We start from the raw sequence: 15,676 nt of genomic DNA on the forward strand, positions 1-15,676 counted from the left end.
TTATTTCAGCGATTCGTCGCGGAATTCGACGTAGGCGCGGTCGCGCACCTGGCGCTGCCAGTCTTCCACCGCTTCCACCAGCTTGCGCTCGCGCAGGGCGTTGCGGGCGGCGGCGCGCTGCTTCTCTTTCGAGACGTCGTCCGATTTACGCTCCAGCACTTCGATCAAGTGGTAGCCGAAGGAGGTTTCCACCGGCTCGGATACCTGGCCGGGCTTCAGGCCGTTCATGGCCTGCTCGAATTCCGGCACGGTGTCGCCCGGGTACAGCCAGCCCATGTCGCCGCCCTTGTTGGCGCTGCTGTCGTTGGAGAACAGGCGTGCCAGTTCCTCGAACTTGGCGGCCTTGTTGTCCAGGCGCTCCTTCAGTTCCAGCAGCTTGCGCTTGGCGTCGGCCGCGCTCATGGTCGGCGTCACCTTCAGCAGGATGTGGCGGGCATGGGTCTGCTGCACGGTTTCCTGCGCGGCCGCATCGGCCATGCTGCGCTTGTCGACCAGCTTCAGGATGTGGAAGCCGGCCGCGCTCTTGATGATCGGCGTGCTCTGGCCCGGTTTCAGCTTGTTCAACGCCTCGGCGAAGATCGGCGGCAAGGCGCTGCCCGGGCGCCAGCCCACGGCGCCGCCCTGCAGCGCGTCGGAAGCGTCGGAATAGGTGGCGGCCATCTTGGCGAAGTCGGCGCCGGTGCGCAGCTGGCGCAGCACTTCCTCGGCGCGCTTCTGGCGCTGGCCGATCACGTCCGGCGAGGCGTTTTCCGGGATGCGCACCATGATCTGCGAGATATTCAGCTCGAACTGCTCGGACGCGGCCGCTTTCTCGGCGGCGATGAAGTTGTCCACTTCCGCTTCGGCGATATTGATCTTGTTGTCGACCTCATACTCGCGCAGGCGCTGCATGACGATCTCTTCGCGGATCTCTTCGCGGAAGGAAGCGAAGGTGGTGCCGTCTTTCTCCATCTGGTTGCGCAGCTGCTGAACCGTCATCTTCTGCTGCTCGGCGATGCGGGCGATAGCGCGGTCGAGCATATTGTCGTCGACCCGTACTCCCATTTCCTTGGCCAGCTGGAGCTGGGCCCGCTCCACGATCATGCGCTCCAGCACCTGCTTGCGCAGCTCGCCCGCGTCAGGCAGGGCCAGTTTCTGCTGCTGCATGCGCGCCACGATGGTGGCCACGCGTTCGTTCAGTTCGCGCTGGGTGATCACTTCGTCGTTGACGATGACCGCAATGGCGTCGATCGGCGCATTGGCCGACTGGCCCGGCGGCGTGAAGCCCTTCGATGGCGCCGCCTTGGCGGCGGCCGGTGCTGCCGGCTTGGCAGTCTTGGCGTCCTGCGCCAGGGCCGGGACGGCAAGGGAAGCACACAGCAGGGCAACAGCTAGTTTGATCGGGTGCATATCTGAAACGCTCATGTATCAGTGTTGAGGAAATCGAAAGCTTAACGCACGCCTTCATTGACGCGGCGATAGCCGGGGATGCTGTTTTTCAGCACCTCCAGCGGGTTGCCGAAACCGAGCTTGGACAAGCCGTTCAACTCCAACTGGAAGAAGAACTGGGTCGAGGTCTTCTTGGCGGTGGTGACGAAGCGCTGCGCCCCCATGCGGAATACCCAGCAATCGCAGTTGTATTCCAGCCCCACCACGCTTTCCAGCATCTTGTGCTCGCGCAGCGAGTATGACACGCGGCCCACGCCGAACCACTTGTCCGTGATCGGCCACTGGGCCGACAGGTCGGCATTCTTGAAGCTGTCGCGCACATAGCGGTAGCCGGCGTTGAGCACCTTGTAGGTACCCGGCGTGTACTGCAGCGACATATTCGAGGTGGTGACCTTGCTGGTGCTCGGGTTGTACTGCACCAGGCTGTCGATGCCCCAGGAATTGGAGATACGGCCGGTAGCCGCCAGCAGCATGTCGGAACGGGTGCTGTTGACCGGCGTCGAATTGTCGATCTGCACGCGCTGGTCGGCGAAGTAGAAGCGCTGGCCGAACGCCAGGCGCAGGCGTTCCGCGCCGCTGCTTTCCAGGAAGCGCGACACCACGGCCGCCGTCACCTGGTTGGCGTCGCCGATACGGTCGGAGCCGACGAAGCGGTTCTCGCTGAAGATCTGCGAGAAGTTGAAGGTGGCCGGTGCGGTGTCGAAGTTCGGGAACTGGTCCTGCTTGCGATACGGCGTGTAGACGTAGAACAGGCGCGGCTCCAGCGTCTGGGTCAGCTTCTTGCCGCCGAACTTGGTGTCGCGCTCGAATACCAGGCCCGAATCGAGCGAGAAAGTCGGTACGGCGCGCTGCAGCGAGCGCGATGGGTCCGTGCCGAATTCGTCAAGCTGGTAGGCACTGGCGTTCAGCATCACTTTCGGCGTCACGAAATAGGACGCGCCGATGATCGGGTAGCTGACCTGCGGCACGGCCACCAGGCGGTTGCCCTTGATCAGGTCCGGGTGCCAGAAGCGGGTCAGCTCCGAATCGAGCTGCCAGTCGAAGCCGCCGACGTCATAACGCGCCGCGTGCAGGTTGATGGCCGGCAGGCGGTCGTAGGGACGCGAGACGAACAGCGATGGGTCCGCGGGGTAGCCCGGATCCTGCAGCACGTGGTACTTCTGGGCGCGTGCCGTCAGGCTCCAGTACTCGCCGCTGTAATCGGTGCGCAGCTCCTTGAGCAACTGGCGCTCGGCCGACGAGGACACGGTCTTGGAAAAGTCGCTCGGGTAGTTGTTGTCCGACGCGGCGCGCAGGTTCCAGCCATAGGTCCAGTCCTTGGCCAGGTTCTGGGTATGCACGGTATGCAGTTGCCAGCGGTCGCGTTCGGCTTCCTTGTCGTTCGGCAAGTACTCGAGCAGGGTCCTGCCCTCGTAGTAGTTGCCGGCGTCGGTTTCGCCGATGTAGCGGGCGACCGCGCCCAGCTGCAGGCCGCGGCGGGCAATATAGCGCGGGTACAGCGTCAGGTCGCGGTTGGGCGCGATGTTGAAGTAGTACGGCACCAGCAGTTCCGCCCCGCCGCGCGAGGAGTACGACGGGGTCGGCGGCAGCCAGCCGGAGCGGCGCGCGCCCGACAGCGAGAACGACATGGCCGGGGTGCCCAGGATCGGCACGTCCTTGAAGTAGATCAGGGTGGCGCCGGCCGTGCCGACGTCGCGCCCCTGGTCCAGGTTCAGCGAACGCGCCTTCACGTACCAGTCCGGGTTCGGGCCCTGGCAGGTGCTGTAGGTGCCGTCCACCACCTGCGCTTCGTCCTCGTTCAGGAAGTTGATGCGCTGCGCCTTGCCCTGGGCATTATTGGTTTCCAGCTGGTAGGTCGGCTGCAGTGCATAGCCGCGCGCGGTTTCCATATTCAGCTTCAGTTCATCGGCGGTGTAATAGTCGCCGAAACGCCAGAGACGCACATTGCCCTTGGCCTCGAGTTCCTGCTCCACCTGCTGGAAGCTGGCCGCATCGGCGGTCACGCGGGTCTTGTCGTGCACCACTTCCACGTCGCGCACCAGGCGCAGGTCGCGTTCCGGGCGGCCGGACATGTCTTCGGCGCGCACGGTGGTCGGAGCATTCTTGTCTTCCACGTGCGGCGGGCGTTTGGCGGCGGGATGCGACTGCGCATGGGCGGACATCGCCGTGGTAGCGGCGGCAATGGCGGTCAAGGCGAACGCCCAGCGCTTGGAGTTGGGGGGTGCCAGGAACCGGGTCATGGATGGGACGCGTGAAACACCATAAAGGCGATTTTTTAATGTGAATCCCTTATTATATGGGAATCTTTACCACTCACTGGATTTCGCAGGCTGCTTTAATGTCTTTATTATCTAATTCACCATCCCCAGCCGCCGATCCACGCCTTGCCGAGCTGACCGGATGGCTGCAAGCTACCGGCTTGGTCGACACCGCTTCGGCGCGCCCGGCTTCCGAGGACGCCAGCTTCCGCCGCTATTTCCGCGTCGACGTGCTGCCGGCCCAGCGCGCCTTCCACGGCGCCACCCTGGTTGCCATGGACGCCCCGCCGCAGCGCGAAAACGTGCCGGCTTACGTGAAAGTCCAGGGCTTGCTGGAAGCTGCCGGCGTGTCGGTGCCCAAAATCGCCGCCGCGAACGTCGAGCAGGGCTTCTTGCTGCTGTCCGACCTGGGCAGCACCACCTACCTGCAGGCGCTGGACCACGATTCGGCCGCCACCCTGTATGCCGAAGCACTGTCCTCGCTGGTCAAGATCCAGCAGGCCAGCCAGCCGGGCGTACTGCCCGAATTCGACCGCGCTTTCATGCTGCGCGAACTGAATATCTTCCCCGAGTGGTACATCGGCAAGCACCTGGCCACCACCCTCAACGAGAAGCAGCAGCAGGAACTGGACAAAGTGTTCGAGGCGATCCTGGCCAACTGCCTGGCCCAGCCCCAGGTTTACATGCACCGCGACTACCACTCGCGCAACCTGATGTGGATGGACGAGGGCAATCCCGGCATCCTCGATTTCCAGGACGCGGTATGGGGCCCGGTCACCTACGATTGCGCCTCGCTGCTGCGCGACGCTTACGTGTCGTGGGACGAGGAACTGGTGCTGGACTGGCTGATCCGCTACTGGCAGCACGCGCGCAGCGCCGGCCTGCCGGTGAAGAAGGACTTCGATGAGTTCTACAAGGACTTCGAGTACATGGCCTTGCAGCGCCATTTGAAGATCCTCGGCATCTTCTGCCGCCTGAACTACCGCGATGGCAAGCCGCACTACCTGGGCGACCTGCCGACCGTGATGGAATACGTGCGCAAGACCGCCAACCGCTACCGCGACCTCAAGCCGCTGATCAAGCTGCTCGACACGCTGGAAGGCACCGCGCCGCAAGTCGGCTACACCTTCTAAGGGGCGACGCATGAAAGCCATGATCCTCGCCGCCGGCCGCGGCGAACGCATGCGGCCCCTGACCGACACCTGCCCCAAGCCGCTGCTGAAAGTGCGCGGCCGCCCGCTGATCGTGTGGCACATCCTGAACCTGGTGCGCGCCGGGATCACGGAGATCGTCATCAACCACGCCCATCTCGGCCACATGATCGAGGAAGCACTGGGCGACGGCGCGCAGTTCGGCGCCAAGATCCAATATTCGCCGGAAGCGCACGCGCTGGAAACGGCGGGCGGCGTCGCCAACGCCCTGCACCTGCTGGGCGACGAACCGTTCCTGGTGCTGTCGGGCGACATCTACTGCCCGCACTTCGATTTCTCCGAAGCGCTGGACGTGCTGAAGGACAAGGACCACCGCGGCGACCCGTATCCCGCCCACGTGCGCGACATCGCCTGGATCTGGCTGACGCCCAACCCGTGGCATAACCCGGACGGCGACTTCGCGCTGAACCTGTACACCGTCTCCGGCCAGGGCGCGCCGAAATGGAACTTCGCCAATCTCGGCGTGTACCGCCCCGAGATGTTCGCCGGCATCACGCCGGGCCAGAAGGCCGGCCTGGGCAAGCTGCTGTTCGAGTTCGCCGACCAGGGCCGCATCGGCGGCGAGATCTACCAGGACGAGTGGGTCAACGTCGGCACCGTGCGCCAACTGGAAGAACTGAACGCATGAAACCCTACGCCGAGCGCCGCGCGCGCCTGCTGGCCCGGATGGAAGCGGGCAGCGTGGCGGTCATCGGCACCGCGCCCGAAGTCACGCGCAATGCCGACACCGAATACCCCTACCGCCACGACAGCTCCTTCTACTACCTGACCGGCTTCACCGAGCCGGAAGCGGTGCTGGTGCTGGTGGCGCCGCGTGGCGAAGCCGCCGCGCAATCGCTTCTGTTCTGCCGCGAGAAGCACCTGCAATCGGAGATCTGGGACGGCTACCGTTATGGCCCCGACGCCGCGCGCGCAGCGTTCGGCTTCGACTCGGCCTTCCCGATCGCCTCGCTCGATGAACACATGGTGCGCCAGCTTTCCAACACCAGCGCACTGTACGCCCCGCTGGCACGCGGCGGCGAAGAGCAGCAGCGGCGCTGGTTCGACGGCGTGCGCAGGCTCGCGCGCAGCGGCACCACTGCGCCGCCCGCGCTGCGCGACCTGCCGCCGCTGATCGACGAGATGCGCCTGTTCAAGGACCAGCACGAAAGCGCCATCATGCTGCGCGCCGGGGAAATCTCCGCAGGTGCCCATGCGCGCGCCATGCGCTTTGCCGGCACCCACGGCGCCGGTACCTTCGAATACCAGCTGGAAGCCGAACTGCTGCATGAATTCCGCCGCCACGGCGCCCAATTCCCGGCCTACACGCCGATCGTCGCCTCCGGCCCCAACGCCTGCGTCCTGCATTACAACGCCAACAACCGCCGCACCGAGGACGGCGACCTGGTGCTGATCGACGCCGGCTGCGAGCTCGATGGCTACGCCTCCGACATCACACGCACCTTCCCGGTCAACGGCCGTTTCAGTCCCGCCCAGCGCGAACTGTACGAACTGGTGCTGGCCGCGCAGCAGGCCGCCTTCGACGCCATCGGGCCGGGCCGCAAATACCACGACGCCCACGATACCGCCGTGCAGGTGCTGGCGCAGGGCATGCTCGACTTCGGCCTGCTGCAAGGCACGCTGGACGATGTGCTGGCAGAGAAGAAATACACGCAGTTCTACATGCACGGCACCGGCCACTGGATCGGCATGGACGTGCACGACGTCGGCCTGTACCGCGACGCGGCGCGCGAAGACAAGCCATCGCGCCTGCTGCAGCCGGGCATGGCGATGACGGTGGAACCCGGCATCTACGTGCGCCCGGCAGAAGGCGTGCCGGAAAAATACTGGAACATCGGCATCCGCATCGAGGACGACGTGATCGTCCGCGAAAACGGCTTCCAGCTGCTGACGGACGGCGCGCCCAGGACGGTGGCCGAGATTGAAGCTTTGATGAAATGACTGATTACGATATCGCCATCTGCGGCGCCGGCCCGGCCGGCATGGCGCTGGCGGCGCTGCTGGTGAAGCGCGGCGTGAATCCCGCCCGCATCGCACTGGTGGACGCCAAGCCGCTCGACCAGGCCATGCAGGATCCACGCACCCTGGCACTGTCCTACGGCAGCCGCCAGATCCTCGAGCAGGTGGGCGCGTGGCCGATCCATGCCACCGCCATCCATGAAATCCACGTCTCGCGGCGCGGCCAGTTCGGCCGCAGCATGATCACGCGCGACGAACACGGTTTGCCGGCGCTCGGCTACGTCACCCGCTACGGCGCCATCGTCGAAGCGCTGGGCAATGTCTGCCAGCGCCTTGGCATCGCCGCCCTGCGCCCGGTGCGCGTCACCGGCAGCGACGAAGCGGCCGACAGCGTCGCGCTGCACCTCGAAAGCGAAGGCGAATGCCCGCGCGTCCTGCGCGCCGCCGTGGTGGTGCAAGCCGAGGGCGGCCTGTTCGGCCAGCAGGCCGACAAAGCCGAAACACGCGACTACCGGCAAACCGCCATCATCGCCCAGGTGCATGCCAGCGCCCCGGTAGCGCACCGCGCCTACGAACGCTTCACCAACGAAGGCCCGCTGGCACTGCTGCCACAGGACGACGGCTATTCGCTGGTCTGGTGCGCCCGCCCCGCCAGCGCGCAGGCGATCCTCGCACTGGACGACGCCGCATTCCTGGCCAAGCTCGGCGAAACCTTCGGCCAGCGCCTGGGCAAGTTCACCCTGGCCACGCGCCGCCTGGCCTTCCCGCTCGGACTGAATGCCGGCGCCACCGGCACTGCACGCAGCGTCGCCATCGGCAATGCCGCGCAAACCCTGCACCCGGTTGCCGGCCAGGGGCTGAACCTGGGCCTGCGCGATGCCGCCGAACTGGCGCGCGCCCTGGCCCGCGGCGCCACGCCCCAAACACTGGAGCAATATGCCGCCCTGCGCCGCCGGGACCGCAAGCTGACGGTGCGCCTGACCGACACCATGGCCCGCATCTTCGCCAGCGAATCTGCGCTGCAGCCCCTGCTTGGACTGGGCCTGGCCGCCATTGACGTCGCCGCCCCGGCACGCGCCGTGCTGGCCGAACTCATGATGTACGGCCGCCGTTAGAGGAAACGCCAACCCACCCGCTAGATACCGAAGAGCCCGTGTCTCATTACGGGTGTGACCCCACGGTGGGACACGGGCTCGGCTGTGAGGCGCTGCCTTTACTCGACGGCTTTCACCATGTCTTCCAGCACCTTCTTGGCGTCGCCGAACACCATCATGGTCTTGTCCATGTAGAACAGCTCGTTGTCCAGGCCTGCATAGCCGGATGCCATCGAGCGTTTGTTGACGATGATGGTCTTGGCCTTGTAGGCCTCCAGGATCGGCATGCCGGCGATCGGGGATTTCGGATCTTTCGCCGCCGGGTTCACCACGTCGTTCGCGCCCAGCACCAGCACCACGTCGGCCTGCGCGAATTCGCTGTTGATGTCTTCCATCTCGAACACCTGGTCATACGGCACTTCGGCTTCCGCCAGCAGCACGTTCATATGGCCCGGCATGCGGCCTGCGACCGGGTGGATCGCGTACTTCACCGTCACGCCGTGGTGGCCCAGCTTTTCGACCAGCTCTTTCAACGCATGCTGGGCGCGTGCCACCGCCAGGCCGTAGCCGGGGACGATGATCACGGTTTCGGCATTTTGCATCAGGAACACCGCGTCGTCGGAGGAACCCGACTTCACATTGCGCTGAGCCTGCGCGCCGCCTGCCGCTGCCGCGGAAGCATCGCCGCCGAAGCCGCCCAGGATCACGTTGAAGAACGAGCGGTTCATCGCCTTGCACATGATGTAGGACAGGATCGCGCCGGAAGAACCCACCAGCGAACCGGCGATGATCAGCATCGAGTTATTGAGCGAGAAGCCAATGCCCGCCGCGGCCCAGCCGGAGTAGGAGTTCAGCATCGACACCACCACCGGCATGTCGGCGCCGCCGATCGGGATGATGATCAGCACGCCCAGCACGAAGGCTATCGCGGTCATGAGCAGGAACGGGGTCCAGGCCGGTTCGTTGCCGCCGCTGAACACGAACACCAGGCCCAGGCCGAACATGACCAGCGCCAGCGCCAGGTTCAGCATGTGCTGGCCGCCGAACACCACCGGCGCGCCCTGGAACAGGCGGAACTTGTATTTGCCCGCCAGCTTGCCGAAAGCGATCACCGAACCGCTGAAGGTGATCGCGCCGACAAAGGTGCCGATGAACAGCTCGATGCGGTTGCCGACCGGCAGCGCCTGGCCGCGCGCCGCGATGCCGAAAGCGTGCGGTTCGGCCACCGCTGCAATGGCGATGCAGACCGCCGCCATGCCGATCAGCGAGTGCATGGCCGCCACCAGCTCCGGCATCTTGGTCATTTCGACGCGCTTGGCGAGGAAGGCGCCGATGCCGCCGCCGACCAGCACGCCCAAAGCGACCAGGCCAAGGCCCAGGCCGCCGGAGCCGGAACGTGCATGCACGTCCATGCCGAGCGCGCGTGCCGCCGCGGCTACGGCTTCCGCCCCTTCCGATGCGGCGGCGATATCCGCTTTCAGGCGCAGGATCAGCGCAATGGTGGTCACGGCGGCAATCGCCATGCCGGCCATGCCGAAGGCATTGCCCTTGCGTGCCGATGCCGGCGACGACAGACCTTTCAACGCCTGGATGAAGCAGACAGACGCGATCAGGTACATCATCGTGACAAGGTTCATGGTGATGAAGCTCATGCCTTGGCCTCCTTCTCAGCCGGCGCACCAGTACCAGCCGCAGGCGCCGCCTTCTTCTCCTTCTTCTTGAACATCTCCAGCATGCGCTGGGTGACCAGGAAGCCACCGAACACATTGACCGCGGCCAGCGCCACGGCGACCGTGCCCATGATTTGTCCAACCAGGCCTTCGGTCAGCGCGGCCGCCAGCATGGCGCCCACGATGATGATGGCCGATACGGCATTGGTTACCGCCATCAGCGGCGTATGCAGCGCCGGCGTGACGTTCCAGACCACGTGGTAGCCCACATACACGGCCAGCACGAAAATGATCAGGTTGATAATGGTGTGACTGACTTCCATTTCCGTCTCCTATTTCCGCAACTGCTCGCCGCCGTGGCAGACCAGCGTTGCTTTGATGATTTCATCCTCGCGGTCGATGACCAGCTGGTCTTCCTTGTCGAAGACCAGCTTGAGGAAGTCGAGCACATTGCGCGCGTAAAGGGCGGAGGCATCCGCCGCCACGTGGCAGGCCAGGTTCGGCTCGCCGACGATATGCACGCCATGCTTGATGACCGTCTTGCCCAGTTCGGACAAGGGGCAATTGCCGCCTTGCTCCACCGCCAGGTCGACGATGACGGAGCCGGGCTTCATGGCCTTCACGGTTTCTTCGGAGATCAGCACCGGCGCCGGGCGGCCCGGGATCAGTGCCGTGGTAATGACGATGTCGGCCTGCCTGGCGCGTTCATGCACCAGTTCCGCCTGGCGTTTCATCCATTCAGGCGGCATCGGGCGCGCATAGCCGCCGACACCCTTCGCGATCTCGCGCTCTTCGTCGGTCAGGTAAGGCACGTCGATGAATTTTGCGCCGAGCGACTCCACCTGCTCTTTCACCGGCGGACGCACGTCGGACGCTTCGATCACGGCGCCCAGGCGTTTCGCGGTTGCAATCGCTTGCAAGCCGGCCACGCCGACGCCCATGATCAGCACACGGGCAGCTTTCACGGTACCCGCTGCGGTCATCAGCATGGGCATGAAACGCTGGTAGGTATTCGCGCCAACCATCACGGCCTTGTAGCCCGCGATATTGGCCTGGGAGGACAATACGTCCATCGACTGCGCGCGCGTGATACGCGGCACAGCTTCCAATGCAAACGCGGACAGGCCGGAAGCCGCCATGGCCGCAATGTTTTCCCCATCAAAGGGATTCAGCATGCCGACCAGGACGGCCCCCGGCTTCATGCGGGACCGTTCGTCGGCATTCGGGGCGCGTACCTTCAGTACCATTTCCGCGCCCAGGGCCTCTGCGGCGGTGCCAATCGTGGCACCGGCAGCGGCATATGCTTCATCCGTCACCGAAGCAGCAATGCCGGCTCCCGCCTGCACCACCACCTGGTGTTTGACTGCTAGTTTCTTGACCGTCTCTGGCGTTGCCGCCACTCGGGTCTCCCCCGGCCTTGACTCGGCCGGTACGCCAATCTTCATAATGCCTCCAATAGTGGGAAAAACTGACTAAAATCTAACATGAAATGTTCTACGGCCAACATTACCTGTGCCGAATTGTTGCAATGCACAAGCTTTTCACAACGTGGTAACAACGAAGAGGCAAGATCAGGCTACAATGTCGGGTCTTCTGAGGATGGACTACCATGCCGCGTACCTGGAAACCGAATGTCACAGTCGCCGCCGTCATAGAGCGCGACGGAAAGTTTCTTCTGATTGAAGAAGAAACCAGTGACGGCATTCGCCTGAACCAGCCGGCCGGCCACCTCGATCCGCTGGAATCGCTGGAACAGGCCGTGGTGCGCGAAACCCTGGAAGAAACCGCCTACGATTTCACCCCGACCGCGCTGGTAGGCATGTATATGTCGCGCTACCGCTCGGCACGTACCGGCCAGCTGGTCACCTTCCTGCGCTTCGCCTTCTGCGGCGACGTGGGCACCTACTACCCGGATCGGCCGCTGGACGAAGGCATCCTGCGTACCCATTGGATGACGCGCGATGAAATCGCGGCCTGCCGCGAGCGCCATCGCAGCCCCCTGCTGCTGACCTGCGTGGATGAATATTTGGCCGGCAAACGCGCGCCGCTGGAAATCCTGCACACCCATGTGTCGGTATTCGAGGAAGTCTGAAGACTTCCTCTAAGTTTGGACGATTTACAACATGAGTAAGAAAAAAGTGGTCATCGGCATGTCCGGTGGCGTTGATTCCTCCGTTTCCGCTTGGTTACTGAAAGAGCAAGGCTATGAAGTTGTCGGCCTGTTCATGAAGAACTGGGAAGACGACGACGATTCCGAATTCTGTTCTTCCCGCCAGGACTGGATCGACGCGGCCAGCGTGGCCGACGTGGTGGGCGTGGACATCGAAGCCGTCAACTTCGCCGCGGAATACAAGGACCGCGTGTTCGCGGAATTCCTGCGCGAATACCAGGCCGGCCGCACGCCGAACCCGGACGTTTTGTGCAATGCGGAGATCAAGTTCAAGGCCTTCCTCGACCACGCCATGCACCTCGGCGCCGACCTGATCGCCACCGGCCACTATGCGCGTGTGCGCCACAACAGCGTGACCGGCCGCCACGAGCTGCTGAAGGCGGTCGACCACACCAAGGACCAGAGCTACTTCCTGCACCGCCTGAACCAGGCGCAATTGTCGAAGACCCTGTTCCCGCTGGGCGAAATCCCGAAGACCGAAGTGCGCAAGATCGCGGAAAAGCTGCAGCTGCCGAATGCGGCCAAGAAGGATTCCACCGGCATCTGCTTCATCGGCGAGCGCCCGTTCCGCGAGTTCCTGAACCGCTACCTGTCCTACAAGGCCGGCCCGATCAAGACCCCGGACGGCAAGGTGGTGGGCGAGCACGTGGGGCTGTCTTTCTATACCCTGGGCCAGCGCAAGGGCATCGGCATCGGCGGCGTGAAGACTTACCAGAACGCCGACGGTTCGTCGGACGCCTGGTACGTGGCACGCAAGGACGTTGAAAACAATACGCTGTGGGTGGTGCAGGGCCACGACCATCCGTGGCTGCTGTCGGAGGCGCTGCATGCCGGCCAGGCAAGCTGGGTTGCCGGCGTGGCGCCGGAAGCCGGCCGCATCAGCGCCAAGACGCGCTACCGCCAGGCCGACGTGCCTTGCGACGTTGCCGCCAATGGCGACAGCGAATTCGCGCTGAAATTCATGGATGCCCAGTGGGCGGTCACCCCGGGCCAGTCGGCCGTGCTGTACGACGGCGACGTTTGCCTGGGCGGCGGCATTATCGACGGCTCAAACTTCGTCTGACCCCTCGGCCGGGCTGGCGCCTTGCGCGTCGGCCTGCGCCTTCTGCTGCCGCTTCACCGCCGCGATGATGGTGTTGCGGATGGTCTTCAATACCGTACCGCCATTGAACGGCTTCACGATATAGCCATTGATGCCCATCGCATGGGCTTTCTGGATCGTGGCCTGGTCGAACTCCGACGACACCATGAAAATCATGGCTTTCGGCCAATCCTTGCGCATGGCCAGCATGGATGGCTCATCAGCCTCGATGCAATCGCGCGCAACGCAGATGATCTGGGGCTGGTGCTTGATCAGCAGCACATTGCCTGCCAGGCAAGTATGCGCCTGGCCGACCACGTCGTAGCCGCCGTCGATCAGCACCGTATTGAGCAGGCCGCGTGCAATGGCGCTGCTGTCGATAAGAACCGCTTTTAACATCAGGAGGTTTAACGGTGGTCCCAGGCCAGCATATTCCAGCTCACGCCGATCCGGACGTCCGTTTTCAGTTGTACCAATTGACGAGAAAGATACAACATCTCGCGCTCTTTTCGTAGGCTTTCGCCGACTTTGTCCTTCAGGATGCCTGCACCGGCCATGATTGCGTCCAGAGTGCCGTAAGTTCGCAACAGTTTGGCAGCGGTCTTCACCCCCACATTGGACACGCCGGGGATGGAGTCGGTCTCATCGCCCATCAGCGCCAGCAGGTCCGGCAGCATGCCGGGCGTGACGCCCCACTTCTGCTCGACCCAGGTGCGGTCGTGCCATTCGGACTTGAAATGGTCCCAGACGCGGGCCCCTTCGGCGATCAGGCAATGCAAGTCCTTGTCGGTGGTGGCCACCACCGCCTCGCCGCGGTTTTCGCTGAGCCAGCGGGTGACCACGGTGCCGATCACGTCGTCGGCTTCCACTTCAGGGATGGCAATCGGGCACATGCCGATTCGGGTCAGCTGCATATAGAACTCCGGCAGCGCCTCGCGCAATACCTCAGGCATCGGTTGGCGGCCTGCGCGATACCCTTGGTACAGGGTGTGGCGCCAGGTAGGGCCGCCGTAATCAAAGGCAGGCAGGATATGGGTAGGTTCGTGGCCGTTGACCAGGCGCTGGAATGCGTTGAACGCATGGCGCATCGCTATCTCGGCTTTGAGGTCGGAGTCCGGCTCCGGACTGGCCTCATACACTCGCCGCACGATATTCAAGCCATCAATGGCCAACAATCTTCCCGTCATAGGCAGCATTTTACCGCACAGCTACTGGCCAGACTCTAGCGCAGGCGTGAGCGTACTTCCATCAAGGCAAAGCCAAGCAGGTTCATGCCAGTCCATTCGGACGGGTTTTCGGCATGCGGCGAGTCCGCAGCAAAGCCGGTGCCCCACACGAAATCGACCGGGCTTGCTTCGACCAGCACTTGTTCGCCAGTGGCGAGCAGGAATTTCTTCAAGGGAGGGTTCTGCGAAAACTTCGCATGGTTGGCCTTAACCACGATATCCCAGCGGTTTTCCGCCCAGGCCTCGTCGTCGAAGCCCTGCACTGCGCGGCCAGCAGCTTTCACGGCTGCCGGGTTGCGTGATTGCAGGATGCGGTCAAGCGCGGCGGTGTCGCCAAACAGGCGAGCCTTCTCGGCCATCATGAAATGTTCGGCCGTCGGATACCGGACTCGATCAATCACAAACTCGGCCTCGAACCATTGGCTGAAGCAAGTCTTCGTGATCACCCCGTTCCGGGACGGCTGGTGTCCCCAGAACAGGACCATCTTGGGCTGACCGTGGTGCTGGATGTGCTCGCATAACTCGACGACATTCCTCATTTCGATTCCTCTCCAATGAACTGCGCTTCGAAGGCGGCAAGCGATGCCCCCTTTCGGTCAAGCACGGCAAAGACCACGTGTTCGAAGGCGTTGCGGTAGTTGGGGTTGTGCAGCAATTGCTGTGCGAACCAACGCGGTATGGCCGTGGTGGACGGCGAGTGCCAGCAGCATGTCGATACGGGCCAGCATGGCTGCTTCGAGCTCGCCAAGACGCTCAGGTTCATCCTGGGCGATCCGGGAGCGTACTTCTCGATTGATCATTTGATGTTCCTTGCTTGTTATTGGTCTTTTGGATCAAGCAGGAACATCATAAATCGCTTAGTGCTTGTTTGCAACTAAGTTATATTCAATTCAGCACTAAGTATTATTTCAGCAGCGCATAAGGTCCGCCGCGCTCCAGCGCGCGCTGGTAAGCCGGACGGGCGTGGATGCGCTGCAGGAAGGCCTGCAAGCGCGGATGGGTTGCGCCGAGACCGCCACGGGCTGCCGCAGCTTCCAGCGGGAAGCTCATCTGGATATCGGCCGCACTGAACTCGCCGCCCGCGAACCAGTCGCGATCGGCCAGTTCGGACTCGAGGTAGGCCAGGTGCCGGTCGATATTCGGTTGCACGAAGCCCGACATTACCTTCTGCACAATCGCACGCTTGATCGGCTTGACGAAAAACGGCGCCGGCGAGGAATCGACCTTGTCGAAAACGAGTTTCATCAGCAACGGCGACATCAGCGAGCCTTCCGCGTAATGCATGAAGTAACGCCAGCGCAGCTTGTCGGGCGTGCCGGCCGGCGGCACCAGGCGGTCATTGCCATGCTTCTCCACCAGGTATTCGATGATGGCGCCCGACTCGGCGACGATATTGCCTTCATGCTCGATGACAGGCGACTTGCCGAGCGGATGGACCTTGGTCAGCTCCGGTGGCGCCAGCATGGTCTTCGGATTGCGCTGGTAATGCTTGATCTCATATGCCAGCCCCAGCTCTTCCAGCAACCACAGCACACGCTGCGAACGAGAGTTATTGAGGTGGTGGACAATGATCATGGGC

General features: G+C 63.5%; 16 protein-coding genes. 6 read left to right on the plus strand and 10 right to left on the minus strand.

Annotated features, from left to right (window positions below; all coding sequences use genetic code 11):
- Nucleotides 1-1,404 (minus strand): peptidylprolyl isomerase, encoded by a 1,404-nt coding sequence (locus BM269_RS18360; RefSeq protein ID WP_229204699.1) that lies wholly within the window; start codon nt 1,402-1,404, stop codon nt 1-3.
- Nucleotides 1,405-1,430: 26 nt separating this feature from the next.
- Entirely contained in the window at nt 1,431-3,668 is a 2,238-nt protein-coding gene (locus BM269_RS18365; RefSeq protein ID WP_090440003.1) for an LPS-assembly protein LptD, read from the minus strand.
- A 98-nt stretch (nt 3,669-3,766) separates the two neighbouring features.
- Between BM269_RS18365 and BM269_RS18370 the strand changes: the two genes are divergently transcribed.
- Genes BM269_RS18370 through BM269_RS18385 form a run of 4 tightly spaced genes read left to right on the plus strand, consistent with a single transcriptional unit; the run spans nt 3,767 to nt 7,971 of the window.
- Nucleotides 3,767-4,819: an aminoglycoside phosphotransferase family protein gene (locus BM269_RS18370; protein ID WP_090440007.1), complete on the plus strand. Its 1,053-nt coding sequence runs from the start codon at nt 3,767-3,769 to the stop codon at nt 4,817-4,819.
- Nucleotides 4,820-4,829: 10 nt separating this feature from the next.
- Nucleotides 4,830-5,525, plus strand: a complete 696-nt coding sequence (murU, locus tag BM269_RS18375; RefSeq protein ID WP_090440010.1) for an N-acetylmuramate alpha-1-phosphate uridylyltransferase MurU — start codon at nt 4,830-4,832, stop codon at nt 5,523-5,525.
- A complete protein-coding gene (pepP, locus tag BM269_RS18380) occupies nt 5,522-6,838 on the plus strand; it encodes a Xaa-Pro aminopeptidase (protein WP_090440013.1) in 1,317 nt (438 codons plus the stop codon). Before murU ends, pepP begins: the two co-directional genes overlap by 4 nt.
- On the plus strand, nt 6,835-7,971 hold the full coding sequence (locus BM269_RS18385; protein ID WP_090440016.1) for a UbiH/UbiF/VisC/COQ6 family ubiquinone biosynthesis hydroxylase: 1,137 nt from the start codon (nt 6,835-6,837) through the stop codon (nt 7,969-7,971). Before pepP ends, BM269_RS18385 begins: the two co-directional genes overlap by 4 nt.
- A 98-nt stretch (nt 7,972-8,069) precedes the next feature.
- Here BM269_RS18385 and BM269_RS18390 read toward each other — a convergent pair whose 3' ends face one another.
- Genes BM269_RS18390 through BM269_RS18400 form a run of 3 tightly spaced genes read right to left on the minus strand, consistent with a single transcriptional unit; the run spans nt 8,070 to nt 11,065 of the window.
- Entirely contained in the window at nt 8,070-9,602 is a 1,533-nt protein-coding gene (locus BM269_RS18390) for an NAD(P)(+) transhydrogenase (Re/Si-specific) subunit beta (protein ID WP_090440019.1), read from the minus strand.
- Nucleotides 9,599-9,943 carry an NAD(P) transhydrogenase subunit alpha part 2 gene (locus BM269_RS18395; RefSeq protein WP_090440021.1) on the minus strand — a complete coding sequence of 115 codons (345 nt, stop codon included), beginning with the start codon at nt 9,941-9,943 and terminating at the stop codon, nt 9,599-9,601. Before BM269_RS18395 ends, BM269_RS18390 begins: the two co-directional genes overlap by 4 nt.
- Nucleotides 9,944-9,952: 9 nt before the next feature.
- The gene (locus tag BM269_RS18400; RefSeq protein ID WP_090440024.1) at nt 9,953-11,065 is read right to left on the minus strand and encodes a Re/Si-specific NAD(P)(+) transhydrogenase subunit alpha; all 1,113 of its coding nucleotides are present in this window, start codon (nt 11,063-11,065) and stop codon (nt 9,953-9,955) included.
- A 164-nt stretch (nt 11,066-11,229) separates the two neighbouring features.
- Here BM269_RS18400 and BM269_RS18405 point away from each other — a divergent pair, with 164 nt between their 5' ends.
- On the plus strand, nt 11,230-11,712 hold the full coding sequence (locus tag BM269_RS18405; RefSeq protein ID WP_090440028.1) for an NUDIX hydrolase: 483 nt from the start codon (nt 11,230-11,232) through the stop codon (nt 11,710-11,712).
- 31 nt (nt 11,713-11,743) lie between these two features.
- Nucleotides 11,744-12,853, plus strand: coding sequence for a tRNA 2-thiouridine(34) synthase MnmA (gene mnmA, locus BM269_RS18410; protein ID WP_090440030.1), 1,110 nt, complete (start codon nt 11,744-11,746; stop codon nt 12,851-12,853).
- Here the strand turns inward: mnmA and BM269_RS18415 are convergent.
- From BM269_RS18415 to BM269_RS18435, 5 genes are all read right to left on the minus strand, one after another.
- A complete protein-coding gene (locus BM269_RS18415; RefSeq protein ID WP_090440033.1) occupies nt 12,839-13,270 on the minus strand; it encodes an ANTAR domain-containing protein in 432 nt (143 codons plus the stop codon). The genes mnmA and BM269_RS18415 overlap by 15 nt on opposite strands.
- Before the next feature lie 8 nt (nt 13,271-13,278).
- Nucleotides 13,279-14,058 carry a 5'-3' exonuclease gene (locus tag BM269_RS18420; RefSeq protein WP_373994402.1) on the minus strand — a complete coding sequence of 260 codons (780 nt, stop codon included), beginning with the start codon at nt 14,056-14,058 and terminating at the stop codon, nt 13,279-13,281.
- Between the two features lie 35 nt (nt 14,059-14,093).
- Complete coding sequence (locus BM269_RS18425; RefSeq protein WP_090440039.1) at nt 14,094-14,636, minus strand: riboflavin biosynthesis intermediates N-glycosidase; 543 nt, start codon at nt 14,634-14,636, stop codon at nt 14,094-14,096.
- Between the two features lie 57 nt (nt 14,637-14,693).
- Nucleotides 14,694-14,897, minus strand: a complete 204-nt coding sequence (locus tag BM269_RS29125; RefSeq protein ID WP_139232792.1) for a hypothetical protein — start codon at nt 14,895-14,897, stop codon at nt 14,694-14,696.
- A gap of 103 nt (nt 14,898-15,000) precedes the next feature.
- On the minus strand, nt 15,001-15,672 hold the full coding sequence (locus BM269_RS18435) for a glutathione S-transferase family protein (RefSeq protein ID WP_090440045.1): 672 nt from the start codon (nt 15,670-15,672) through the stop codon (nt 15,001-15,003).
- Nucleotides 15,673-15,676: the final 4 nt, after the last annotated feature.

The sequence above is a fragment of the Duganella sp. CF458 genome (assembly GCF_900113115.1).
Taxonomy (GTDB): domain Bacteria; phylum Pseudomonadota; class Gammaproteobacteria; order Burkholderiales; family Burkholderiaceae_D; genus Rugamonas.